This window comes from Streptomyces sp. NPDC048734 (assembly GCF_043198675.1).
Taxonomy (GTDB): Bacteria; Actinomycetota; Actinomycetes; order Streptomycetales; family Streptomycetaceae; genus Streptomyces.
Genome location: NZ_JBICUZ010000014.1, coordinates 1 through 23,007, shown reverse-complemented (window position 1 = coordinate 23,007; position 23,007 = coordinate 1). Strand labels below are relative to the sequence as shown.

Sequence of the window (23,007 nt, the reverse complement as noted above, 5' to 3'; positions counted from 1 at the left end):
GAAGTCTCCAGGGAGCCGGGAAGGCGGATGGCTGGAACCTACGGCAAGGAGAAGGAGAGGGAAAGCGCTTACCCCGGGTGACTCACCGGAGGTACGAGCGGGTACGCAGGCCGGGCGTGCACTGTGCCCACCCCTGCATTGTGCAGGGGTGGGCCTGCCCGTGATGGGCCTGCCTGCGGTGGCACAGCTTCATAAGGACACGTTCACTCCTCTGCCCTGAGTGCCATGAAGGCCTCCGTCAGAGCCCGCCGCGTCGGCGTCTGTCCGAGAACCAGTGACGACCGCCTGAAGGACGAGAAGGGCGTCGAGCGCCAGGAGGAATGCCGTCTTCCCGCCGCCGCAGCCTGATCGAACAACCTCAGCGGAGAACGTCAGATCGTCGCTCTACGGGCGATGCGGTACAGCACGTTCGGACACAGTGGCCCTTCGGGCTCGATGGGGTCGTCGATGTCGTCAGCCGGGTCCCGGGTCATGCCGATCCGGCCGCATCACCGCCTGGCAGCGAAGGTCGGTGGCCGTTGTGGCAGCGAGGATCTCAGGAAGCTCAAGAGCCTCGAAGCCGTGGGCCAGGACTGTCAGCGCAACCTCGGTGGCGTAGCCCTGGCCCAGGCCGAGCGGGCGAGCCGCCAGCGGATCTCCACTCCCGTGAACGGCATGTCGTCGTCCACTTCGTCCAAGCCTGCGAAGCCGATGAACTTGCCCGTGGCCTCCACCTCGACCGCCCACCCCCCATAGCCTCGCCGGTCGAACTCGGCCTGAAATCGGGACACGGAGGCATCGCCCTGTGCGCGGGTAAGCAGGTCACCCAAGTGCTCCCGGACCTCGGGGTCGGCATTCATCGCCGCCCACGGTTCAAGAGGGAGCGGATGGCTGCCTGCCTGTCGTCACGGTTCGAGTGCCCGATGGCCCTACGGGCGTGGGCGAGAGAGGCGAAGAACGGGTCCCGCTTGGTGATCGAGGTGGACTGGGCGGCCCGGGCGGAGTCGACAGCCTCTGTGTGCTCCCCGCGCTGGTGGGCGAGCATGGCGTAGGAGTTCCAGACCCTCAGCTCTGCCACGGGATCCTGGGCCATCCCCGCCAGGTACAGGGCCTTGCCCAACAGGGCGTACGCACGGCCGGCCTGACGAGCGTCCAGGGCGCTCCAGGCGGCCGTGGCGGTGTAGTCGGCGGCCACGGAGAAGAGCCGGAGCCGGATGCGCTGGGTGGCCCCGAGCTTCTGCTTCTCCAGGGCTTCGGCGGCTCCGGCCAAGGCCGCCCGCTCCAGGCCTTCATGGCCGCCCATGGCATCGTCCAGGGCCATCAGGGCATCCAGGCCGCTGCGGAGCCGGAGGACGTCGGAGGTGCCCACCTGGGGCGGCGCTCCGACGAAGGGAACCGCCACGGCGGCCGTGGTGCCGCTGGCGGCTGTGAGGAAGTTCCGGCGTCTCACGGGCTCCTCCGCAGGGTTTGAGGTGCGTCGTCTTCGCGCCGGTGGGGTGAAGCCCAGCTCTCCAGCGGCGGCCCCGAACGGATACGGACTCGGGGCCGCTGCCCGGAGGGGGTCGAAAACCTTCAGGTAGATACGTTCGAGCGAAGCCGCGGTACCCTACCCGAGGTACGCCAGGCCGGGGTGGACGGCGGTGTAGCCCTCGACCAGCCTGCGGGCCACGTTCACGGAGTCGACCAGCGGGTGCAGGGCGAAGGCCTTCACCGCGTCGGCGCGCGAGCCGGATTCGGCGGCGGCCAGCACCTCGCGCTCGACCCCCTTCACCGCGCAGACCAGGCCGGTCGCGTGCTCCGGCAGCGGGGCCACCGCCACCGGATGGGCTCCGTTGGCGTCGACGAGGCAGGGCACCTCGACGACCGCGTCCCCGTCGAGCACCGAGAGCGCTCCCCGGTTGCGGACGTTGAGGATCAGGGTGGTGCGTTCGTCGCGGGCGATGGCCCGCATCAGGGCGAGGGCCACCTTCTCGTAGCCGCCGGAGAGGTCGTCGGCGTCGCGTTCGCCGGCGCCGGCCGTCTCGCGGTTCTCGGCCATGTAGGTCGCCTCGCGCTCGGCACGGGTGCGCTCCCAGACGCTCAGTGCCGGCGCGTCGGGCCGGCGCATCTCCTCGTAGAAGCGGGCCTGCTGGTCGCGCAGGAAGGCGCCGCGGGTCTTGTCGGCCCGCTGGTAGGCGTGCACGGTCTCGCGGTTGAAGTAGTAGTAGTGCAGGTATTCGTTGGGGATCGCGCCGAGCGAGCGGAGCCAGTCGGCGCCGAACAGCTTGCCCTCCTCGAACGAGTCCAGCAGGTCGGGATCGGCGAGCAGGCGCGGGAGTTCGTCGCGGCCGGCGATCCGCAGGCCGCGCACCCAGCCGAGGTGGTTGAGGCCGACGTAGTCGATGAACGCCTCGTCCGGCTTCGCGCCGAGGACGCGTGCGATGCGGCGGCCGAGGCCGACGGGCGAGTCGCAGATGCCGATGACGCGGTCGCCGAGGTGGCGGGACATGGCCTCGGTGACCAGGCCGGCCGGGTTGGTGAAGTTGATGACCCAGGCGTCGGGGGCGAGGCGGGCCACCCGCCGGGCGATGTCGGACGCGACGGGCAGCGTGCGCAGACCGTAGGCGATGCCGCCCGCGCCGACCGTCTCCTGACCGAGGACGCCCTCCGCCAGGGCCACCCGTTCGTCGTCCGCCCGGCCCTCCAGACCGCCGACGCGGATCGCGGAGAAGACGAAGTCGGCGCCGCGCAGGGCCTCGTCGAGATCGGTGGTCGTGGTCACGGTGGGGGCGTCGGCCACCGTCGACGCCTGTTCGGCCAGTACCCGGGCGACCGCGTGCAGTCGGCTGTCGTCCAGGTCGTGCAGGACGACCTCCGTGACCCGCCCCTCGGCGTGGTCCGTCAGCAGCGCCCCGTACACCAGCGGCACCCGGAACCCCCCGCCGCCCAGAATCGTCAGTCTCACGCTCACACCTCTCCTGCCAGGACCGTCTCGGCCCAGGACCATCTCGACGCCCGTCTCCTCCGAGGAGGACCGGGTCGCCGGATCCCCCGGCGCGCCGGTCACCACCACGTCCGGTTCCGGCTGACCGCGGGCCCACCGACCGCCGGGTGGTCGACGCGGGCACGCGCCCGGTCGTCGTCACCGGCCGGCCCCTGCCCGGTAACCGTAACCACTGCCGGGCCCGGGAGGAATCCGGAGCCGGAGCGGTGGTGGGCCGGCTGCCCGCCGTCGCCGTCGTCCCGGCCGTGCGCGCCGCCGGGACCCGGTGGCCCGGCCGCCGCCGTCGCGCCTGCTCCTGCGCGCCGGAGAGCGCCGGTGAGGGTGGGTGCGGCTGCCACGCCTGTGAGAACCCGCGGAAGATCACCGGCGCGGGCCGCCGGTAGGGTCGGCCGGTATGACCGTCGCCCGTTCCGTCGCCCTGTTCGTCGTCGCCGCCCTCTTCGAGATCGGTGGCGCCTGGCTGGTGTGGCAGGGCATCCGCGAGCACAGGGGCTGGATCTGGATCGGCGCCGGTGTCATCGCCCTCGGCCTGTACGGCGTGGTGGCCACGTTCCAGTCCGACGACGACTTCGGGCGCATCCTGGCCGCGTACGGCGGGATCTTCGTGGCCGGGTCGATCGCCTGGGGCGTGGTCGCCGACGGTTACCGGCCCGACCGCTTCGACGTCATCGGTGCCCTGGTGTGCCTCGCGGGCATGGCCGTGATCATGTACGCCCCCCGCGGTCACTGACCGTGGCACGGCCTGGCCTGGCCCTCAAAAAACACACTCCGCACGGACCACGGCCGACGGTGCGGTGCGCGCTGCGGCTGCACGGTGTGGATCCAGGCCGGCCCGCAGAAGGTCCCGGCACCGGCCGGGCGGTGGGAAGGGCGTCCACGCGTCGGAGCACGAGCGGGAGCTGGCCGAGGCCCAGCGGGAGCACTGGCAGCGGACGTACGGCGAGCATCCCGGCATGTACGGCGAGGAGCCGTCCGAGCCGGCCGTCCACGCTGCCGAGGTGTTTCGCGCGGCCGGAGCGGTCGACGTGCTGGAGCTGGGGGCCGGGCACGGCCGCGATGCCCTGTGCTTCGCCCACGAGGGCTTCACCGTGCGGGCCACCGACTTCAGCCCGACCGGCCTCGACCGGCTGCGGGACGCCGCCCGAGCCCAGAGCATCGAGGAGCGGGTGACGACAGCGGTGCACGACGTCCGTGAGCCGCTGCCGCTGCCGGATGCCTCGGTGGACGCGGTGTTCGCGCACATGCTCCTGTGCATGGCCCTGTCCACCGGGGAGCTGCACGCCCTGGTCGCCGAGGTCCGCAGGGTGCTGCGGCCCGGCGGGGTCTTCGTCTACACCGTGCGGCACACCGGTACACCGGGCGGCACACCGGCGACGCGCACTACGGCGCGGGCACCGGGCACGGTGGCGGCATCTGGGAGCACGGCGGCTTCGCGGTGCGCTTCTTCCCCCGCGACCTGGTCGACTCCCTCGCCGACGGCTGGCAGCTGCGGGAGGTCCACGCCTTCGAGGAGGGCGGCCTGCCCCGCCGTCTGTGGCGCGTCACCCAGACGTCACCCAGACGTCGCCCCGGTACCGGCGGCACGCCGCTCTCGGCCCTCGTGGTGCTGCCGGCGGTGAGCGTCCCGGCCGTACCGGACGACGCGGTCAGGCAAGGGAGAGGAAGAGCTTCTCCAGCCGGGCCCGCATCTGCGTGGAGTCGCGCACCTCGGGGTCCTCGCTGGTCATGCACTGTTCCAGCCCGGTCGCGATGATCGAGAAGCCGGCCCGGTCCAGGGCCCGGGAGACCGCCGCGAGCTGGGTGACCACGTCCTCGCAGTCCCGGCCCTCCTCGATCATCCGGATCACTCCCGCGAGCTGGCCCTGCGCCCGCCGCAGACGGTTGAGCGCCGACTTCAGCTCCTCGGCCGACATGTCGAGTTGCACACTTCCTCCTCCTATATACCCCAGTGGGTATCTTACCCGCTGGGGTACAACACTTCAGGAGGCGTTTCTGTTCCGTGCCCGACCCGGCGGCAGCGGCCCCCGGGCGGCCCGCTCCCCCACACCCGGCACACCGGCTGCGGTCCCTCACCCCCGAGCCCCTCACGGCCCTCTCCCCTCGTGACTCCTCCCCCGGCTGAAGCAGGGAATCTCAGCTCCCACCCGCCGGTTCGAGAACCGGTCCTCAGCTTGTCTTTTAACCTCCGCGCCGGGTGCAACCTGAGGCTTGCCATCTTGACGCGTAACTTATGGGTTACGCTTTTGGTGTGGACGACCTGAGCAAGGTGGCCGGCGCCATCGCCGATCCGGTGCGCCGGGAGATCCTGATGATGTTGCGCCGTACCCCACTGACGGCAGGCGACATTGCCGCCCGGTTCGCCGTCAGCCGACCCGCGGTCAGCCGTCACCTGCGCGTGCTGCGGGAGAGCGGCCTGGTCCGGGACCAGCAGATCGGACGCCATCGGCGTTACTTCCTCGTCCGCTCCCGGCTGGGTGACCTGGCCGCCTGGCTCACGCAGTTCGACACCCAGCGTGTCGACTGGTCGCAGCGTCTGGCGGCGTTGGAGACCGAGGTTCACCGCACCCGACGGGACCGCAATCGGGCTGAGCCCGCCAACGATCAGCACACCGCGCGCCACTCCAAGGAGGACACGGCATGACCCTTGAGCCCACCGGACAACTCATCCCCACGCCGACGGGGCACGACCTGCTCCTCACCCGCAGCTACCGCGCCTCCGCCGATGACGTCTGGGCGAGTGTCACCGAGTCGGAGCGCACCGCCCGCTGGTTCGGCCCGTGGCGCGGCCAGGCGGCGGCCGGCCGCACCGTCGAAGTGCAGATGGTGTTCGAGGAGTCGGCGCCCTGGTGCCCACTGCGAATCGAAGCCTGCGAACCGCCGCGCCGACTCGCCGTCTCGATGGAGGACGAGGCCGGATCCTGGTCGCTGGAGCTGCTGCTGGCCGAGAGCGACGGCACCACCGAACTCCGGCTGGTCCATCATCTCGCCTCCACAGAGCACCTCGGCCAGACCGGCCCGGGCTGGGAGTACTACCTGGACATGCTCACCGCCGCACGCACGGGCAGGCCACGGCCTGACTTCGAGGACTACTACCCCGCGCGGAAGGCATACTTCGAGTCCCTGGCCTGAGCTTGTCTTCTAACCTCCGAGCTCGAACAGTGCGTCGCACGACGTCACCCATCTGGGGATTCGCAGGGCAGGCGGACGGCCTTCGCATGATCACGCGTTCCGCCACGGAACCACTGCTCACACGAAGGCCGCAGAGGTGGGCTTGCTGCATGACGACGCCCGGCACGACGCGTTCGACTTCACATCACACTTCCTGGAGGACTTCCATGCGTGCCTGACGCGGCGCGGTGACACGCTGTTCGAGCTGTGCGACGCAATGCTCTGCGAGGACGGACCGGTCACCTCGCCGGTGGAGCTGACGCTGCCGGCCGAGCACCGTCGCGGTCATGGCCGTGTTCTCGTATAGCCGCCGCCAGGTGGCGAGTAACGCTGAGTAATCACACGGGGCTGCGGTCGCGCTGCTGGAGGGCGGCGAAGTCGGCGTGCGCCGTTTCGACGGCCTCGGGATACGCCTGGTTCTTCTCGTGCTCGGCCAGCGCCCGGTAGCTGCTGGAGAGGCTGGGGCTCTGTCCCTTGCGGCGGCCGGTGGGGATGAGCAGGTCGGGCTGGATGTCCTCGACGGTCTCGCCGTTCGCGCGGCGGCGGAGCACGGTGTGCAGCATGTCGTCGGTGATGACCGGCGGCCGGCCGCCGTGGTTGCCCTTGCGGGCCGCGGCGTCCAGCCCTTCGAGGGTGGACTCCCGGATGCTCTCGCGCTCCGTCTCCGCCATCGCCGCGAAGAACCCGAACAGCAGACGCCCCGGCCCGCTGGGGTCGTACATCCCCTGGAGGGGGCCGGCGAGCATCTCCAGCACCAGGCCGTGGGCGGTGAGGTGATCGGCGAGCGCGGTCAGCTCAGCGGCGTCGCGCCCCAGCCTCTTCATCTCATTCACCGTGAAAATCACCCGGCAGTGCGGGGCGTGTGCCTTGATCTCTCTCGCGGCGGCGAGCGCGGCCTCGAACTGCGGGCGCACCCGGACCCGGGTGCTGATCTTCTCGGCGAAGATCTTGTCCCGCGGGATGCCGTGTCCGGCGAGCGCGTCGAGCTGCAACTGGAGTTCCTGGGTGAGGCTGGAGCACCTCGCATAGCCGATGCGGATGTCAGCGGTCGGGGTGCCCGGGTCGATGGGCGCGGGCGACTGGGGTGCCGGGCCGCCACGGCTGGCCGGGGCCGCGGTCGGCGGGCGTCGGTACGCGCAGGAGTTCCGCAAGCCGGGGCACCTTGGTGAAGCGCCCGGTGTGATAGGTGCCGGCGACCGCGCCGGAGCGCGAGCGGCAGGGTGAGCCTGGCGATGCGTGACAGCGTGGGCATTCGTGGCGCTCGACGTCGTCACCTTCGGACTCGAGTGCGGTTTGAGGGTCCGTCACGACCCCGGACACTGTCACAAACATTTCCCAGAACGGGCCTGAGTCCACTTTTGAGTGAGAGCGAGTTGTGACAGTGAATCCGCGTTCCGGACCGCTTCCGCCGACCGCTCTTGATCTTGATCCGGGAAAGGGTCGTTCTTGGGACCACCTGTCCCGCGTGCCTGAGCGCAAGGCGATGGGGTGGCGGGGTCCGGACGCGTCGGACCGCCGGATCAGTCGTGGGGGGTGTCGGCCGGATGTGTAGTCGGGGCGGGGGCGGTCTGCCAGGAGCTGAGGATCCGCAGTGCGTGGTCCTCAGGGGTGCCGGGTTCGGCGGTGAGGACCATGAACATGACGTCGGGGTCGTTCGGACTGGTCCAGGTGTCGCAGTCGAGGGTGAGGGGGCCGACGAGGGGGTGCCGGAAGCGTTTGAGGCCGTAGGTGGTGTCGGAGACGATCCGTCCGTTCCACCACTCGCGGAATTCGGGGCTGCGTACCGACAGCTCGCCGACCAGTGTGGCCAGGCGCGGGTCGTCGGAGTTGCTGGCCGTCTCCATCCGCAGCAGTGCCGCGCTGAGCCGGCCCGCGCCCTCCCAGTCGGTGAAGAGGCTGCGCATGGCCGGGTCGAGGAACAGCAGTCTGGTGAAGTTGCGCTCGGATGGCGTCAGCTTGCCGAAGTCCTGGTAGAGGGCCGCTGCGGCCGTGTTCCAGGCGAGGATGTCGTTGTAGCGGCCCAGCACCATCGCCGGCAGGTGGCCGAGGGCGTCGAGCATCCACTGCACCGACGGCCGCACCCGATGCCCGGCGCGGCGGCGCGGGGCGGGGGTCTTGCCCGCCAGCTCGTACAGGTAAGCCTGCTGTGCCTCGTCGAGCCGCAGCGCCCGCACCAGGGAGGCAAGGACGGTCGCGGAGGCCCGCACGCGCCCCTGCTCGACGCGGGTGTAGTAATCGGTGCTCATCGTGGCAAGGCGGGCGACCTCGTCGCGGCGCAGCCCCGGGACACGCCGCAGGGTCCCGTCATCGGCGAGACCCACCTGCGCGGGCGTCAGCTCGGCCCGGCGAGCCTTGAGGAACGCACCGAACTCGGATCGGGATGAACGCGAATCGGACATGACACCACTATGCTTCCACTGTGCCGCGGACTCGTGCCATCAAGGGGGGAAAGAATCTTCCCCGGCACGCCTTTCCCCAGGCAGGAACCTTCCTCTCCCGCACACGGGTCACAGCGGGCACGGTGGGGTCATGCGAACCGATGTGACCTTCACCAGCGCCGGGATCACCCTCGCCGGCCACCTGTACACGCCCGGCACCGCTGCCGACGGCCCGCTCGCCGCCGTGGTCGTCGCTCACCCCGGCGCCGGCGTCAAGGAGCAGACCGCCGGCGCCTACGCCCAGCGACTCGCCGACGCCGGATTCGTCGCGCTCACCTACGACGCCGCCTACCAGGGCGAGAGCGGCGGCACCCCCCGCGGCACCGAGGACCCCGCCCAGCGTGTCGAGGACATCAAGAACGCCGTCTCCTACCTCACCACCCGCCCGGAGATCGACTCCGACCGGATCGGCGCCCTGGGCATCTGTGCCTCCGGCGGCTACGTCATTCCCGCCGCGGTCACAGACCACCGCATCCGCGCGGTCGCGACGGCCAGCGCCGTCGACCTCGGACTGTACTTCCGGGTCGGCCCCGACGGCGCCCAGGACCCCGCCGTCCTCCAGGCGCTGCTCGACGCGGCGGCCGCGGCACGCACCACCGAGGCGGCCGGCGAGCCGCTCCCGACGATGTCCGTGCGCCCAACTGAGGAAGAGGCACGCGCCGGCGGCCGCTACTCCTACGAAGCCTGGGAGTACTACAGCACCGACCGCGGCCGGCACCCGCGCCAGGCCGACGAGTTCACCTTCTCCAGCGTCGACAAGATCGTGAATTTCGACGCCTTCCACCTCATCGGCCTGCTCGCCCCGCGACCGCTCCTGATGGTCGCCGGCAACGAAGCGGCCACCGCCTGGATGTCCGAGGAAGCGGTCAAGAAGGCGAACGAGCCCAAGCGGCTGCACTGGATCGAAGGAGCCAGTCACGTCGACCTCTACGACCGCTACGTACCCCAGGTCACCACCGAACTCCTCCCGTTCTTCACCCAGAACCTCGCGGCGCAGACCGCGCACGCGACGGTCTGACACCCCATCCCCCCGGCGGAAGCGGTCGCGTGGCCCGGGCGGCACTCGCGGGCCACGCAACCGCTCCCGTTCGCCATGAAAGGGGAGCGGTTCGGCGTCAACCACCTCGGGCACTTCGCGCTCACCGGCCTCCTGCTGGAGGTACTGCTGCCCGTGCCCGGCTCGCGGGTGGTGACCGTCAGCAGCTTCGGCCACCGCATCCAGGCCGACATCCACTTCGACGACCTGCAGTTCGACCGTTCCTACAACCGCGTCGCCGCCTACGGGCAGGCCAAGCTCGCCAACCTGATGTTCACCTACGAACTCCAGCGCCGCCTTGCCCGGCACCACACGACGATCGCCGTCGCCGCCCACCCCGGCGCCGCCGCCACCGGACTCCAGCAGAACCTGCCCCGCCCGCTGCGCAAGGCCGCGGACCTGGCGCTCCCGCTGATCACCCAGCCGGCCTCCATGGGCGCCCTGCCCACCCTGCGCGCGGCCACCGACCCCGCCGTCACCGGCGGCCAGTACTACGGCCCCGCAGGCATGGGCGGAACCCGCGGCCACCCCGAGCCGGTCGCCTCCAGCAAGAAATCCGACGACACGACGGTCCAACAGCGCCTTTGGGTCGCATCCGAGCAGCTCACCGACGTCCGCTTCCCCGTCTGACCCATCCAAGGCAATCCGGCCGACCACCCCGTACGGCAGAAAAAGGATCACTGTGCGCATTGTCATCTTCGGAGCCACCGGCATGGTCGGGCAGGGAGTGCTGGAAGCCTGCCTGCGCGACGAGGAGGTCACCGACGTCCTCGCCATAGGCCGTACATCCACTGGTCGCGCCCACCTCAAGCTCCGCGAACTCCACCACGAGGACTTCACCGACTTCACCGCCGTCCAGGACCATCTGGCCGGTTTTGACGCCTGCTTCTACTGCCTGGGCACCTCCGCCGTCGGCATGAACGAGGCCGACTACCGCCTGGTCTCCTATGACTTCCCCCTGGCCGCCGCCCGCGCCCTGCGGGCCGCCAGCCCCGGCCTCGTCTTCACCTACGTCTCCGGCGCCGGCACCGACGGCACCGGCAAGACCCGCATGATGTGGGCACGCGTCAAGGGCGATACGGAGAACGCCCTGCTGGAGCTGTCACCGCGGGCCCACATGTTCCGCCCCGCGTTCATCCTTCCTCTGCCCGGCACCACGGCGAAGACTGCGTCCTACGTCCTGCTGTACAAGGTGATCGGCCCGCTCTACCCGTTGCTGCGGCGCATCGCGCCGCGCTACGTCACCACGAGCCTGCAACTGGGCCAGGCCATGATCCGGACCGCACGCGGCGGCGTGTCCCGCCGCGTGCTGGCCACAGCCCACATCAACCAACTCGCCGCCTCCTGATGGCCGGCACCGTGACGACCACGGCGGCGACGCGGCAGAGAGGGAACCCTCCGATCTTCAAAGAACCTTCGTTTCTTGAAGCTCGGAGAAGGAGGAGAGGCCGGTCCTCCACCCCGTGACACGAGGGTGTCACGCCGGGGCTGCGGCCTCCTCCTCCTGCGGGGCGCGCGGGCCTGGCACCGCGGCCCGGATGGACAGGTCCAGATCGAGACGGCTGTTCATGTCCAGCTGGTGCCGGCTGCTCGACGCGGTCCGCCTCGGCCCGGACGACGATGTCGCCGAGGTCACCGCCGCCCAGATCCGCCGTGTGGTCACCGACCTGACCGAGGGCGGCCAGTGGGAGGTGGGTGACCCGGACGTCCCGGTCGTCTTCGACGCCGGATACGACGCCCCGCGCATGGCCTACCTCCTCGATGGCCTCCCGGTTGAGGTACTGGGACGGACGCGCTCGGACCGGGTGATGCGCAAGCCCGTCCCCGTCCCGTGGATCTCGCCACCGCAGGGCGGTCGGCTGCCCGAGCACGGCAAGGAATTCCGCTTCGCCAAGCCCGAGACCTGGGGCGAGTCGGACGCGGCGACGACCCAGGGCACCGACCGGTACGGCACTGCCCAGGTCATGGCCTGGGACCGCATCCACCCCCGGCTCACCACCCGCTCCGCGTGGATCGACCACGAAGGCGAGCTCCCGATCCTCGAAGGCACGCTGATCCGCCTGGAGGTCGACCACCTGCCCGGCGGCCAGGACCCGCTGCCGGCCCGGCTTACCCCGGCCCGCGTCCGCCGGAGTTTCGGAACCCCCGCCCGCACCCGCACTGCCCCGCCCGTGCACCCAAACCATCAACTCCCGGACCGGGAAGTCCACTTGGCTCGAAGAACCGTCGTCCCGCCACCCGCTACGACGTCGGCAAGACCACCAAACGCCCCGGAAGCATCACCGAGCGAAACCAGACCAAAGCTCGCAAAGGTTAAAGAACATCGATCCCGCAGACGACCTCGCCGACGTTGTCCTGCACAGCGATCGAATCGCGTATCCCAATTAGCGGTCGAGTCGTCGCGGGGCTCCGGGCGGCCAAGTTCTTTGAGCCATCCAACGGCGACAAGCTCACAGCCACACCCAGAACCCCCGGGTCCGCCGATCTTACGAATGACCAGCTCAGACCCACGCTTGGAAGGTAGGACAAGCTCAGTCGCACAGACGATCCCACGGCGGTCCCCGCGTCCGTAGGTGCGGGGCGCCGCTCCACCACGGCCGCGTGACCGCCGTCCTGCGCACCGTCCGCCCGAACCCAGCCGTGTGACCGGTACGAACGCCGGATGCTTCCGCATGAACAGTGGGCGAAGCCCTGTCACGGAGGGTTCTTGGTCACCGTGCCGGAGCCCTAGCCTCCACACCATGTCCGACACCTCCCGCCGCAGGATCCTCGGCGCTCTCGCCGGCGGCACCGCGCTGTCCCTCCTGCCTCCCTCGCTCCTCAGAGCCATGGCCGCGCCGATGCCGCGCGGCGGCATGAACGCGATCGAGCACGTCATCGTGCTGATGCAGGAGAACCGTTCCTTCGACAACTACTTCGGCACCCTCAAGGGTGTGCGCGGTTTCGGCGACCGCACCCCCCTGCGCCTGCCCGGTGGCGCCGACGTCTTCAGGCAGCCGCGGACCGGTGGCGACGTCCTTCCCTTCTCGGCCCGGCAGGCGGCGGTCGACGCCGGCCGCCCGGAGAGTGACATCCAGTACCTGGGCTCGCTCCCGCACGGCTTCCCGGACGGCGTCCAGGCACGGGCGAACGGCTGGTGGGACGACTGGATCGCCGCCAAGGGGCAGAGCACCATGGCCTTCTACGACCGGCGGGACATACCCCTGCAGTACGAACTGGCCGACCGCTTCACCATCTGCGACTCCTACTTCTGCTCCGTGTACGGCTCGACCAACCCCAACCGCAACTACCTGTGGACCGGCACCACGGGCTTCGAGCCGGACGGCGTGAGCAGGGCCGTCACCAACGCCGCCTACTCCTACACCCACGCCGGATACGACTGGACCACCTACCCCGAGCGCCTGGAGAAGGCCGGGATCCCGTGGCAGATCTACCAGGAGTGGGACAACTTCACCGACAACGCGGTCGAATACTTCCGGCCGTGGAAGCAGATCGGCCGGAAGATCCTTTCCAAGGTCGACGGACAGTACTCCACCACCGAGCAGTTCTACGACAGCCTCTGGGGCAAGACCTCCGCACAGCGGCAGGAGGCCCTCGCCCGGTTCCAGCAGGGCGTGGACTCCCTGACCGGGGCCGAGCGCCGCCTCTTCCTGCGCGGCGCCTACCGCTCCGAGCCGGACACCCTGATCTCCCGGCTGACGGCGGACATCGAGAACGGCACGCTGCCCAAGGTGAGTTGGGTGGTACCCACGGCGGCGCTCTCCGAGCATCCCGGGTCCTCCACCCCGGTCGGCAGCGCCAACCTCGTCTACGACCTGCTCGACGCCCTCGCGAGCGACCCCGAGACCTGGTCGAAGACGGTGCTGTTCATCAACTTCGACGAGAACGACGGCTACTTCGACCACGTGCCCGCCCCGGTCGCGCCCGAGCCCGCCTCCGGCAACAGCGACGACTGGTTGGACGGCCGCCCGGTCGGCCCCGGCCCGCGGGTGCCGATGACGGTCGTCTCGCCGTGGACGGTGGGCGGCTTCGTCTCCTCCGAGGCGTTCGACCACACCTCCGTGATCCGCTTCCTGGAGCGGTGGACCGGGGTCCGGGAGCCCAACATCAGCGCCTGGCGCCGCAGCGTCTTCGGCGACCTCACCTCCGTCTTCGACTTCCACCGCACCCATCCGCAGCCCGAGGTGGAACAACCCGGCCCGGTACCGGCGCCGGTCGGCCGCTGGAACCCCGTTCCGCCGAAGGAGCAGGCGCTCCCGGAGCAGGAGGCGGGCACCCGCCCCACCCGTCCCCTGCCGTACCGCCTGTCGCTGCGTGCCGACGTCACCGACGGCCGGGTCCGGCTGCGGCTCGGCAACACCGGCACCGCGGCCGCCACGGTCACCGCGTACCCCGGCGACGGTGGCGAGCCGCGGACCTGGACGGTCGCCGCGGGCAGGAGCACCGTGGACACGGTCGCCCACGGGTCCGACGGCTACGACCTCCAGGTGCGCGGCCCCGGCTGGTCGACGTGGGAGCTGCGCGGCACCGGCCCCGGCCCCGAGGCGTACCTGGTCGAGCACGCCGCGCAGGGCCAGGTCATGGTCCACTGCGCCAATCCCTCCTCGACGACCCGGACGCTCCTCGTCGGCGAGTCGGTCTACCCGCGCGCCGCCGGCGACCACGTCCGGACCGTCACCCTCGCGCCCGGGCAGAAGCGGATCGTGCCGGTCGGTCTCTCCCGCCACGGCTGGTACGACATCGTCGTGGTCGACAAGCGCGACCCTGCCTTCCTGCGCCGTATGACCGGCCGCCTGGCCGACGGCAAGCGGGGTGTCACCGACCCGGCCACCGGCGTGCTCCCGGCGCTGGCCGCCTCGGTCGCCCTGCCCGAGCCGCTGCCGCCCCTGGACACCCCGCTCGTCCAGGGCAGCCCGGCCGAGGTCGTCGTCACCCTGACGAACCGGAGCACGGCCGGGCTGGACCGCCTGACGGTCGCCCTGCTCACCCCCTCCGGCTGGACCGCCGAGCGGTCCGGGTCCGCGCCGCGGTCACTGGCCGCCGGGGATTCCGCCGACGTCCGCTTCACGGTCACGCCGGCCGCGGACGCCACCGTCGGGAGCCTGATCGTGGCCGCGCACGCCGACGGCGGCGGCCTGCTGAAGATCGCCGACGCGCGCGTGCGGACCGAGGTCGCCGCCGCGATGAGCGTGGCCCTGACCGGCCCGTCGGCCTCGCCGAAGACCGACGGCGCGGTGCTGTCCCCGGGCAGACCGCTCACCGTGACCGCGACCGTCACCAACGCCGGCGGCGCTCCGCTCACCGGCGTGGCGGGCGCGCTCACCCTGCCGGACGGCTGGACCGCCACTCCGTCGGCCCACACGCCGACCACAGTTGCGGCCCGCTCGTCCGCCGCGCTCACCTGGGACGTCGTCGCGCCCGCGTCGGCCGCCCGCACCTCCGCCACCGTCGAGGCCACCGTCACCGCGAGCCTGGGCGGGCGGACCGAGGAGCAGACGGCGTCGCTGACCGCCGAGGTCGGCCCCGTCATGACCGGTCACCTGCTCGCCGAGGACTTCGAGTCCGTCGCCCCGTCGCTGGCGACGGCCGTCGACCTCAGTCGTCCCGGGCTGACGGGCTGGACGCGGACCGCGCCCGAGGGCTGGACGGTCACCAACGCGCCGACGATGCCGCAGGGCACCAGGGAGCTGCAGGGCTGGTCCTTCCTCTCCAAGCAGTTCTGGTTCCCGGCCGGGCAGGACCGGCCGGGCTTCGGCCGGGGCCTCGGGATCGTCGCGGTCGCCGACCCCGACGACTGGGACGACACCGGCAACCCGGCGAGCCGCGGACGGTTCGACTCGACGCTGACCACTCCCGCGGTCGCCGTCCCGCCGGGCACCTCGACCCTCCATCTGGGCTTCGACTCCCACTACCGCCAGGAGAGCCCGCAGGAGGCCGAGGTCACGGTCGAGTTCGACTCCGGCCCGGCGACCCGCGTGCTGCACTACTCCAGCGCGGCCTCGGGGAACACCAACAACGGCCAGGACCAGCAGAACCGCCTGGTCGAGCTCTCCTTCGCGGTCCCGTCCGGAGCGACGTCGGTCAAGGTGAACTTCCGGCTCCACAACGCGGGGAACAACTGGTTCTGGGCGATCGACAACGTCCGCCTCGGCACCGGCCCGCTCACCGACGCGTGAGTCGTGCGCCCGCGCGGGGAGCCGACCGCCCCCGCGCGGGCCCGCCGGAGGTGGGGGCGGCACCACGCCTCCCCCGACCGGCGGCCGCGGCGTCCACCTGCCCCTCACCAGGGGCCGGCCCGCCGACTTCGTGAACGTGAACCGGTTCGACTTCGGTCACTGAGGCCGCCCAGGCCACCGAGGCCACTGGGGCCACCGACGGCCCGCGTGAGGCCGCCGACGGCCCGCGGGGCGGGACCGCCGACCCGGCGGCGTCTCAGCGCAGTTCCGCGCGGAACGCCGCCGGCGTCATGTCCGTGTGCTGGTGGAAGAACTTGGAGAAGTTCGCCGGGTCGGGGAAGCCCACCGCCGCGCCGACCCGGCCGATCGGCAGGTCCGTGTGGGCGAGGAGCCGCTTCGCCTCCAGGACCACCCGCCGGTCGATGAAGCCCTTGGGCGTCTGGCCGGTCGCGGCGCGCACCGCGCGCACGAGGGTGCGGCGGGAGTAACCGAGCGCGTCGGCGTACGCGCTGACGCTGTGGTTGGTGGCGAAGTCCCGTTCCACGGCCTCCCGGAAGAGGGTGAAGGTCGTGTCGGCCTGACGGCCCGCCGCCTCCGCCGAGCTGGCGGCGAGGTGCGCGAGGCGCAGCAGAAACGCCGTCAGACAGTGCCGCAGCACCGAGGTGTGCAGGCCGGGGGGCAGGGTCGCGGTGTCCTCGTACTCCCGTTGCAGATGCGCCAGGGCCGCGCGCAGGCCGGCCGACCGGTCCTCGTCGGGGTGGAGCAGCGGCGGCAGGTCGTAGCGGTACAGGCCGGTGGCCTCGACGGTGGCGCGGGGCAGGAAACCGGGCTGCATGGTCAGGACGGTTCCGCGGTACCCGCTGGTCTTCGAGAAGCGGTGGACCTGGCCCGGACGGATCCACAGGACGTCACCGGCCGCGGCCTCGTACTCGGCGAAGTCGACCATGTGACGGACGGGGCCGTCGGTGAACAGCAGGACGGTGTGGAAGTCGATGCGGTGGACGCGCTCCAGCGGCGCGTCGGCGTGCCAGGTGCGGCCGGCGCCCATGGGGCCGACCTGCATGCCGACGCCGCCGACGCTGAGGCCCGCCGGGAAGGGGAACGTCCTGATCGCGTCGCCGTCTCCGACGCCGGTGTCCGCCATGTCGCTCTCGTGCCGCCTCGTGCCCGCCCGGCGCCGCCGGGGTGTCCCACTTTCACCACAGCGTGACACACACCGACCTTCCCTCGAAAAAGTCAGACTTTTACTTTTGAACGCGTCAGACCAGCCAATCCGCTCGGATCGAGGATCTCTTGAAGATGAGCACGCAGTCACCGGACAGTCTCGAATGGACCGAACTCGACCGGCGTGCCGTCGACACCGCACGCCTGTTGGCGGCGGATGCCGTACAGAAGGTGGGCAACGGGCACCCCGGCACCGCGATGAGCCTCGCACCGGCCGCGTACACGCTCTTTCAGAAGGTGATGCGGCACGACCCCGCGGACCCGGAGTGGACCGGGCGTGACCGCTTCGTGCTCTCCCCCGGCCACACCTCGCTGACCCTGTACACCCAGCTGTTCCTGGCCGGCTACGAGCTGGGGCTGGACGACCTGAAGGCGTTCCGCACGCACGGTTCGAAGACGCCGGGCCACCCCGAGTACGGGCACACCGCCGGGGTGGAGACCACCACCGGGCCGCTCGGCCAGGGCGCCGCCAACGCGGTCGGCATGGCGATGGCCGCCCGCTACGAGCGCGGCCTGTTCGACCCGGAGGCCCCGCGGGGCGAGTCCCCCTTCGACCACACGGTCTGGGCGATCGTCTCCGACGGCGACCTCCAGGAGGGCGTCTCCGCCGAGGCCTCCTCGCTCGCCGGCCACCAGAGGCTCGGCAACCTGGTCTTCCTCTACGACGACAACCACATCTCCATCGAGGGCGACACCGCGACCGCCTTCTCCGAGGACGTCCTGAAGCGGTACGAGGCCTACGGCTGGCACGTGCAGCGGATCGCGCCGCTGGAGAACGGCGACGTCGACGTGCGCGCCCTGTACGCGGCCCTGACCGCGGCGCGGGCCGAGACGGGCCGCCCCTCGATCATCGCGATGCGCACGGTCATCGCCTGGCCCGCCCCGAACGCGCGGAACACCGAGGCCTCCCACGGCTCCGCCCTCGGCGACGACGAGGTGGCCGCCACCAAGCGTGTCCTGGGCTTCGACCCGGAGCGGTCCTTCGAGGTCCCGGGCGACGTGCTCGCCCACACCCGCGCCGCCCTGGACCGGGGCGCCGAGGCGCACGCCGCCTGGGACAAGCGGCTCGACGCGTGGCGCGCCGAGCAGCCGGAGCGGGCGAAGCTGCTCGACCGGGTCCTCGCCGGCCGGCTCCCCGAGGGCTGGGAGGACCACCTGCCCGTCTTCGAGGAGGGCAAGGAGGTCGCCACCCGCGCGGCCTCCGGCAAGGTCCTCCAGGCGCTCGGCCCGGTGATCCCCGAACTGTGGGGCGGCTCCGCCGACCTGGCCGGCTCCAACAACACCACCATCGACAAGACGTCGTCGTTCCTCCCGGCGGACAACCCGCTGCCGGAGGCGAGCCCGTACGGCCGCACGGTGCACTTCGGCATCCGCGAGTTCTCGATGGCCGCGGAGATGAACGGCATCGCGCTGCACGGCAACACCCGCGTCTACGGCGGCACGTTCCTCGTGTTCTCCGACTACATGCGCAACGCCGTGCGCATGTCGGCGCTGATGCAGCTGCCGGTGACGTACGTGTGGACGCACGACTCCGTCGGTCTCGGCGAGGACGGTCCCACCCACCAGCCGGTCGAGCACCTGGCGTCGCTGCGCGCGATCCCCGGCCTGAACGTGGTCCGCCCCGCCGACGCCAACGAGACGGCGATCGTCTGGGCGGAGATCCTGCGCCGGCACGGCACCCGCCCGGCGCCGCACGGGCTGGCCCTCACCCGGCAGGGCGTGCCCGTGTACGCGCCGAACCCGGACGCGGCGAAGGGCGGTTACGTCCTGCGGGAGTCCTCGAAGGACACCCCGGACGTGATCCTGATCGCCACCGGTTCCGAGGTGCACCTGGCCGTCGCCGCGCGGGAGGCACTGGAGGCCGGGGGGATCGGCGCCCGGGTGGTGTCGATGCCGTCCGTGGAGTGGTTCGAGGAGCAGTCGCGCGAGTACCGCGACGGAGTCCTGCCGCCGTCGGTGCGGGCCCGGGTCGCCGTCGAGGCGGGCATCGGCCTGACCTGGCACCGGTTCGTGGGGGACGCGGGACGCATCGTCTCCCTGGAGCGCTTCGGTGCCTCCGCCGACGCCGCGACCCTGTTCGCCGAGTTCGGCTTCACCCCCGAGAAGGTCGCCGCCGCGGCCCGGGCCTCGTTGAATTCGATCACGGGCCTTGCCGCCGCCCGCGGTTGATCCGATCGCCAGAAAGAAGATGATCACAGTGACCGAAGCAACCGCCGCCGCGGATCCCCTGCAGCGCCTCTCCGACGAGGGCGTCTCGATCTGGCTGGACGACCTGTCCCGCAAGCGGATCGAGTCCGGCAACCTGGCCGAACTCGTCGCCGGCCGGCACGTCGTCGGCGTCACCACCAACCCGTCGATCTTCCAGGCCGCCATCGGCTCCGGCGAGGGCTACCAGGAGCAGCTCGCCGACCTCGCCCTACGGGGTGTCACGGTCGACGAGGCGGTACGGATGATGACGACCGCGGACGTACGTGCGGCCGCCGACGTCCTGCATTCCGTGTACACGGCCACGGCCGGCCGCGACGGCCGGGTCTCCATCGAGGTCGATCCGCGTCTCGCCCACGAGACCGCGGCCACGATCGCCGAGGCGAAGCAGCTGGCCTGGCTCGTCGACCGCCCCAACGTCATGATCAAGATTCCGGCGACGAAGGCCGGTCTCCCCGCGATCACCGAGGTCGTCGGTCTCGGCATCAGCGTCAACGTCACGCTGATCTTCTCCCTGGAGCGCTACCGCGAGGTCATGGCCGCCTACCTGGCCGGCCTGGAGAAGGCCGCCGCGCGGGGCGTCGACCTCTCCACGGTCCACTCCGTCGCCTCCTTCTTCGTCTCCCGCGTCGACGCCGAGATCGACAAGCGCCTCACCGTCCTCGGCACCGACGAGGCCCTTGCGCTGCGGGGACGGGCGGCGCTCGCCAACGCGCGGCTGGCCTACCAGGCGTACGAGGAGGTCTTCGCGGGAGACCGCTGGACCGCCCTCGCCGGGGCGGGGGCGAACAAGCAGCGTCCGCTGTGGGCATCCACCGGTGTGAAGGATCCTGCGTACAAGGACACGCTGTACGTCGACGAACTCGTGGCGCCCGGCACCGTCAACACCATGCCGGAGGCCACGCTGAACGCCACCGCCGGCCACGGCGCCGTTACCGGCGACACGGTCACCGGCGGCTACGCGCAGGCCCGTGCGGACCTCGCCGCCGTGGCGGCGCTCGGCATCTCCTACGACGAGGTCGTCACCCGGCTGGAGGAGGAGGGCGTCGCCAAGTTCGCGGTGGCGTGGCAGGACCTGCTGGACGCGGTCACGAAGTCGCTGAGCACCGAGACGATCGGCACCGAGGCACTCGACACCGAGGGAGTTGACGCGGAATGAGCACTGCCGGCACCGACGCCGCCTGGGACAACCCGTTGCGGGATCCCCGCGACCGGCGTCTGCCCCGTATCGCCGGCCCGTCCGGGCTCGTCATCTTCGGCGTGACCGGCGACCTGTCCCGCAAGAAGCTGATGCCCGCCGTCTACGACCTCGCCAACCGCGGCCTGCTCCCGCCGGGCTTCTCCCTCGTCGGCTTCGCCCGCCGCGACTGGGAGGACCAGGACTTCGCGCAGGTCGTCCACGACGCGGTGCGCGAGCACGCGCGGACGCCGTTCCGCGAGGAGGTCTGGCAGCAGCTCGCCGAGGGCATGCGGTTCATCCCGGGCGACTTCGACGACGACACGGCGTTCGAGCAGCTGCGCGACGCCGTCGAGGAGCTGGACCGGTCCCGCGGCACCGGCGGCAACTTCGCCTTCTACCTGTCGGTCCCGCCGAAGTTCTTCCCCAAGGTCGTCGAGCAGCTCAAGAAGCACCGGCTGGCGAACGCGCCGGACGGGTCGTGGCGGCGGGCGGTCATCGAGAAGCCGTTCGGGCACGACCTGGCGAGCGCGCGGGAGCTGAACGCGATCGTGCACGACGTGTTCGAGCCGGACCAGGTGTTCCGCATCGACCACTACCTGGGCAAGGAGACCGTCCAGAACATCCTGGCGCTGCGCTTCGCCAACCAGATGTTCGAGCCGATCTGGAACCGTTCGTACGTCGACCACGTGCAGATCACGATGGCCGAGGACATCGGCATCGGCGGCCGGGCCGGCTACTACGACGGCATCGGCTCGGCGCGCGACGTCATCCAGAACCACCTCCTGCAGCTGATGGCGCTGACCGCGATGGAGGAGCCCGCCTCCTTCGACGCGGCCTCGCTGCTGACCGAGAAGCTGAAGGTCCTCCACGCCGTGAAGCTGCCGGAGGACCTCGGCCGGCACACGGTGCGGGCTCAGTACGCGGGTGCCTGGCAGGGCGGCGAGAAGGTGCGCGGCTACCTGGAGGAGGACGGCATCGACCCGTCGTCCACCACGGACACCTACGCCGCCGTCCGGCTGAACGTCGACAACCGCCGCTGGGCGGGCGTGCCGTTCTACCTGCGCACCGGCAAGCGCCTGGGCCGCCGCGTCACCGAGATCGCGGTGGTCCTCCAGCGGGCGCCGCACTCCCCCTTCGACTCCACCGCCACCGAGGAACTCGGCGCCAACGCGATCGTCATCCGGGTCCAGCCCGACGAGGGCGTCACCGTCCGCTTCGGCTCCAAGGTGCCGGGCACGTCGATGGAGATCCGGGACGTCACGATGGACTTCGCGTACGGCGAGTCCTTCACGGAGTCCAGCCCGGAGGCGTACGAGCGCCTCATCCTGGACGTGCTGCTCGGCGACGCCAACCTGTTCCCGCGCCACCAGGAAGTGGAAGAGTCCTGGAGGATCCTCGACCCGATCGAGGAGCACTGGGCACGGCACGGCAGGCCCGCGCAGTACGCCTCGGGCAGCTGGGGACCCGAGGAAGCCGACGAGATGCTCGCACGAGACGGACGGAGCTGGCGCAGGCCATGAAGATCGACCTGACCGACACCACGGCAAGCAAGATCAACAAGGCGCTGGTGAAGGGTCGCCGCGCCATCGGCACACCGGCCGTGGGCATGGTCCTGACGATGGTGATCGTCACGGACGAGGAGAACGCCTACGACTCGATCAAGGCGGCCGAGGAGGCCTCGCACGAGCACCCCTCGCGCACCCTGGTCGTCATCAAGCGGCACGCCCGCACCCCCCGCGAGCGCACCCAGTCGCGGCTCGACGCCGAGGTCCGGGTGGGTTCCGAGGCCGGCACCGGGGAGACGGTGATCCTGCGGACCTACGGCGAGGTGTCCGAGCACGCCGACTCCGTGGTGCTGCCGCTGCTGCTGCCGGACGCCCCGGTCGTCGTGTGGTGGCCGGTGGACGCGCCGCACAACCCGGTCAAGGACCCGCTGGGCGCGCTCGCACAGCGCCGGATCACCGACATGTACGCCGTCGAGCGGCCGCTCCAGGCGCTGGAGGCGCGCGTGCGGTCGTACGCGCCCGGCGACACCGACCTGGCGTGGACCCGGCTGACGCCGTGGCGTTCGATGCTGGCGGCGGCGCTGGACCAGGCGCGGGTGCCGATCGTCTCGGCGGCCGTGGAGAGCGAGGCGGACAACCCGAGCGCCGAGCTGCTCGCGCGCTGGCTGGAGGCCCGGCTGAAGGTGTCCGTGGACCGGGTGGAGACCGCGGGCCCGGTCGTCACGGCCGTACGGCTCGGCACCGGTGACGGCGAGATCGTCATCGACCGTCCCGAGGGTCCGCTGGCCACGATGTCCCTGCCGGGCCAGCCCTCGCGGACCCTCGCGCTGAAGGTCCGCCCCACCTCCGAACTGATCGCCGAGGAGCTTCGGCGCCTCGACGCCGACGAGATGTACGCCGTCGCCCTGCGGGGCGAGGCCACCGAGGAGACCCCCGCCCATGTCTGACACCCCCGTACTCACCCGGCGGCCCGAGTGGGCCGCGCTGGAGGACCACCGCGCCCGCCGGCCCACGCGGTTGCGCGAGCTGTTCGCCGCCGATCCCGGGCGCGCCGAGCGGTACGTCGTGCGGGTGGGTGACCTGCACATCGACTATTCCAAGCATCTGGTCAGC

Annotated in this window: 18 protein-coding genes and 5 pseudogenes; 16 read left to right on the top strand and 7 right to left on the bottom strand. The window is 71.3% G+C overall.

Annotated elements, in window-relative coordinates:
• The first annotated feature begins 225 nt into the window (after positions 1 to 225).
• Positions 226 to 348, top strand: a complete 123-nt coding sequence (locus tag ACGFQC_RS29070) for a hypothetical protein (protein ID WP_363090749.1) — start codon at positions 226 to 228, stop codon at positions 346 to 348.
• A gap of 23 nt (positions 349 to 371) precedes the next feature.
• On the opposite strand, the pseudogene ACGFQC_RS29065 reads toward ACGFQC_RS29070, so the two are convergent.
• The 3 genes and pseudogenes from ACGFQC_RS29065 to ACGFQC_RS29055 all read right to left on the bottom strand — a co-directional run.
• A pseudogene (locus tag ACGFQC_RS29065) lies at positions 372 to 857 on the bottom strand (GNAT family N-acetyltransferase); the annotation flags it as partial.
• A complete protein-coding gene (locus tag ACGFQC_RS29060; protein ID WP_363090750.1) occupies positions 836 to 1,429 on the bottom strand; it encodes a hypothetical protein in 594 nt (197 codons plus the stop codon). The pseudogene ACGFQC_RS29065 and the gene ACGFQC_RS29060, both read right to left, overlap by 22 nt.
• A gap of 156 nt (positions 1,430 to 1,585) precedes the next feature.
• Positions 1,586 to 2,923: a 6-phospho-beta-glucosidase gene (locus ACGFQC_RS29055; protein WP_363090751.1), complete on the bottom strand. Its 1,338-nt coding sequence runs from the start codon at positions 2,921 to 2,923 to the stop codon at positions 1,586 to 1,588.
• 433 nt (positions 2,924 to 3,356) lie between these two features.
• Between ACGFQC_RS29055 and ACGFQC_RS29050 the strand changes: the two genes are divergently transcribed.
• Positions 3,357 to 3,692 carry a YnfA family protein gene (locus tag ACGFQC_RS29050; protein WP_363090752.1) on the top strand — a complete coding sequence of 112 codons (336 nt, stop codon included), beginning with the start codon at positions 3,357 to 3,359 and terminating at the stop codon, positions 3,690 to 3,692.
• A 64-nt stretch (positions 3,693 to 3,756) separates the two neighbouring features.
• Entirely contained in the window at positions 3,757 to 4,581 is an 825-nt protein-coding gene (locus ACGFQC_RS29045) for a methyltransferase domain-containing protein (RefSeq protein WP_393288890.1), read from the top strand.
• A gap of 27 nt (positions 4,582 to 4,608) precedes the next feature.
• On the opposite strand, the gene ACGFQC_RS29040 is transcribed toward ACGFQC_RS29045, so the two are convergent.
• Positions 4,609 to 4,887, bottom strand: coding sequence for a metal-sensitive transcriptional regulator (locus ACGFQC_RS29040; RefSeq protein WP_363090754.1), 279 nt, complete (start codon positions 4,885 to 4,887; stop codon positions 4,609 to 4,611).
• A gap of 323 nt (positions 4,888 to 5,210) precedes the next feature.
• On the opposite strand from ACGFQC_RS29040, the gene ACGFQC_RS29035 reads away from it, so the two are divergent.
• The 3 genes and pseudogenes from ACGFQC_RS29035 to ACGFQC_RS29025 all read left to right on the top strand — a co-directional run.
• Entirely contained in the window at positions 5,211 to 5,603 is a 393-nt protein-coding gene (locus ACGFQC_RS29035) for a metalloregulator ArsR/SmtB family transcription factor (protein WP_363090755.1), read from the top strand.
• On the top strand, positions 5,600 to 6,091 hold the full coding sequence (locus tag ACGFQC_RS29030) for an SRPBCC family protein (protein WP_363090756.1): 492 nt from the start codon (positions 5,600 to 5,602) through the stop codon (positions 6,089 to 6,091). The genes ACGFQC_RS29035 and ACGFQC_RS29030 overlap by 4 nt, the downstream gene beginning before the upstream one ends.
• Positions 6,092 to 6,233: 142 nt before the next feature.
• A pseudogene (locus ACGFQC_RS29025) lies at positions 6,234 to 6,422 on the top strand (transposase); the annotation flags it as partial.
• Between the two features lie 46 nt (positions 6,423 to 6,468).
• On the opposite strand, the gene ACGFQC_RS29020 reads toward ACGFQC_RS29025, so the two are convergent.
• Positions 6,469 to 7,281 (bottom strand): recombinase family protein, encoded by an 813-nt coding sequence (locus ACGFQC_RS29020; RefSeq protein ID WP_363090757.1) that lies wholly within the window; start codon positions 7,279 to 7,281, stop codon positions 6,469 to 6,471.
• Between the two features lie 369 nt (positions 7,282 to 7,650).
• On the bottom strand, positions 7,651 to 8,529 hold the full coding sequence (locus tag ACGFQC_RS29015) for a helix-turn-helix transcriptional regulator (RefSeq protein WP_363090758.1): 879 nt from the start codon (positions 8,527 to 8,529) through the stop codon (positions 7,651 to 7,653).
• 130 nt (positions 8,530 to 8,659) lie between these two features.
• Between ACGFQC_RS29015 and ACGFQC_RS29010 the strand changes: the two genes are divergently transcribed.
• From ACGFQC_RS29010 to ACGFQC_RS28990, 5 genes and pseudogenes are all read left to right on the top strand, one after another.
• On the top strand, positions 8,660 to 9,586 hold the full coding sequence (locus tag ACGFQC_RS29010; RefSeq protein ID WP_363090759.1) for an alpha/beta hydrolase: 927 nt from the start codon (positions 8,660 to 8,662) through the stop codon (positions 9,584 to 9,586).
• A gap of 87 nt (positions 9,587 to 9,673) precedes the next feature.
• Positions 9,674 to 10,234 (top strand): annotated as a pseudogene (locus ACGFQC_RS29005) (oxidoreductase); the annotation flags it as partial.
• A 52-nt stretch (positions 10,235 to 10,286) separates the two neighbouring features.
• Positions 10,287 to 10,952, top strand: coding sequence for an NAD-dependent epimerase/dehydratase family protein (locus ACGFQC_RS29000; protein ID WP_363090760.1), 666 nt, complete (start codon positions 10,287 to 10,289; stop codon positions 10,950 to 10,952).
• 223 nt (positions 10,953 to 11,175) lie between these two features.
• A pseudogene (locus ACGFQC_RS28995) lies at positions 11,176 to 11,921 on the top strand (transposase); the annotation flags it as partial.
• A 424-nt stretch (positions 11,922 to 12,345) separates the two neighbouring features.
• Entirely contained in the window at positions 12,346 to 15,780 is a 3,435-nt protein-coding gene (locus tag ACGFQC_RS28990; protein WP_363090761.1) for a phosphocholine-specific phospholipase C, read from the top strand.
• Between the two features lie 256 nt (positions 15,781 to 16,036).
• Here ACGFQC_RS28990 and ACGFQC_RS28985 read toward each other — a convergent pair whose 3' ends face one another.
• Positions 16,037 to 16,924 carry an AraC family transcriptional regulator gene (locus tag ACGFQC_RS28985; protein WP_363090762.1) on the bottom strand — a complete coding sequence of 296 codons (888 nt, stop codon included), beginning with the start codon at positions 16,922 to 16,924 and terminating at the stop codon, positions 16,037 to 16,039.
• A gap of 155 nt (positions 16,925 to 17,079) precedes the next feature.
• Here ACGFQC_RS28985 and tkt point away from each other — a divergent pair, with 155 nt between their 5' ends.
• The 5 genes and pseudogenes from tkt to ACGFQC_RS28960 all read left to right on the top strand — a co-directional run.
• Entirely contained in the window at positions 17,080 to 19,173 is a 2,094-nt protein-coding gene (gene tkt / locus ACGFQC_RS28980) for a transketolase (protein ID WP_363090763.1), read from the top strand.
• Positions 19,174 to 19,192: 19 nt separating this feature from the next.
• Positions 19,193 to 20,368 (top strand): transaldolase, encoded by a 1,176-nt coding sequence (gene tal, locus ACGFQC_RS28975; protein ID WP_363090764.1) that lies wholly within the window; start codon positions 19,193 to 19,195, stop codon positions 20,366 to 20,368.
• Entirely contained in the window at positions 20,365 to 21,909 is a 1,545-nt protein-coding gene (zwf, locus tag ACGFQC_RS28970) for a glucose-6-phosphate dehydrogenase (protein WP_363090765.1), read from the top strand. Before tal ends, zwf begins: the two co-directional genes overlap by 4 nt.
• On the top strand, positions 21,906 to 22,841 hold the full coding sequence (gene opcA / locus ACGFQC_RS28965; RefSeq protein ID WP_363090766.1) for a glucose-6-phosphate dehydrogenase assembly protein OpcA: 936 nt from the start codon (positions 21,906 to 21,908) through the stop codon (positions 22,839 to 22,841). The genes zwf and opcA overlap by 4 nt, the downstream gene beginning before the upstream one ends.
• Positions 22,834 to 23,007 (top strand): annotated as a pseudogene (locus ACGFQC_RS28960) (glucose-6-phosphate isomerase); the annotation flags it as partial. The gene opcA and the pseudogene ACGFQC_RS28960, both read left to right, overlap by 8 nt.

What these genes read in the sequence shown, in the direction of transcription:
- ACGFQC_RS28990 (WP_363090761.1), top strand. Translation starts at nt 12,346, where the DNA reads ATGTCCGACACCTCCCGCCGCAGGATCCTCGGCGCTCTCGCCGGCGGC.
- ACGFQC_RS29050 (WP_363090752.1), top strand. Translation starts at nt 3,357, where the DNA reads ATGACCGTCGCCCGTTCCGTCGCCCTGTTCGTCGTCGCCGCCCTCTTC.
- ACGFQC_RS29015 (WP_363090758.1), bottom strand. Translation starts at nt 8,529, where the DNA reads ATGTCCGATTCGCGTTCATCCCGATCCGAGTTCGGTGCGTTCCTCAAG.
- tkt (WP_363090763.1), top strand. Translation starts at nt 17,080, where the DNA reads ATGAGCACGCAGTCACCGGACAGTCTCGAATGGACCGAACTCGACCGG.
- ACGFQC_RS29010 (WP_363090759.1), top strand. Translation starts at nt 8,660, where the DNA reads ATGCGAACCGATGTGACCTTCACCAGCGCCGGGATCACCCTCGCCGGC.
- opcA (WP_363090766.1), top strand. Translation starts at nt 21,906, where the DNA reads ATGAAGATCGACCTGACCGACACCACGGCAAGCAAGATCAACAAGGCG.
- zwf (WP_363090765.1), top strand. Translation starts at nt 20,365, where the DNA reads ATGAGCACTGCCGGCACCGACGCCGCCTGGGACAACCCGTTGCGGGAT.
- ACGFQC_RS29030 (WP_363090756.1), top strand. Translation starts at nt 5,600, where the DNA reads ATGACCCTTGAGCCCACCGGACAACTCATCCCCACGCCGACGGGGCAC.
- ACGFQC_RS29070 (WP_363090749.1), top strand. Translation starts at nt 226, where the DNA reads ATGAAGGCCTCCGTCAGAGCCCGCCGCGTCGGCGTCTGTCCGAGAACC.
- tal (WP_363090764.1), top strand. Translation starts at nt 19,193, where the DNA reads ATGATCACAGTGACCGAAGCAACCGCCGCCGCGGATCCCCTGCAGCGC.
- ACGFQC_RS28985 (WP_363090762.1), bottom strand. Translation starts at nt 16,924, where the DNA reads ATGGCGGACACCGGCGTCGGAGACGGCGACGCGATCAGGACGTTCCCC.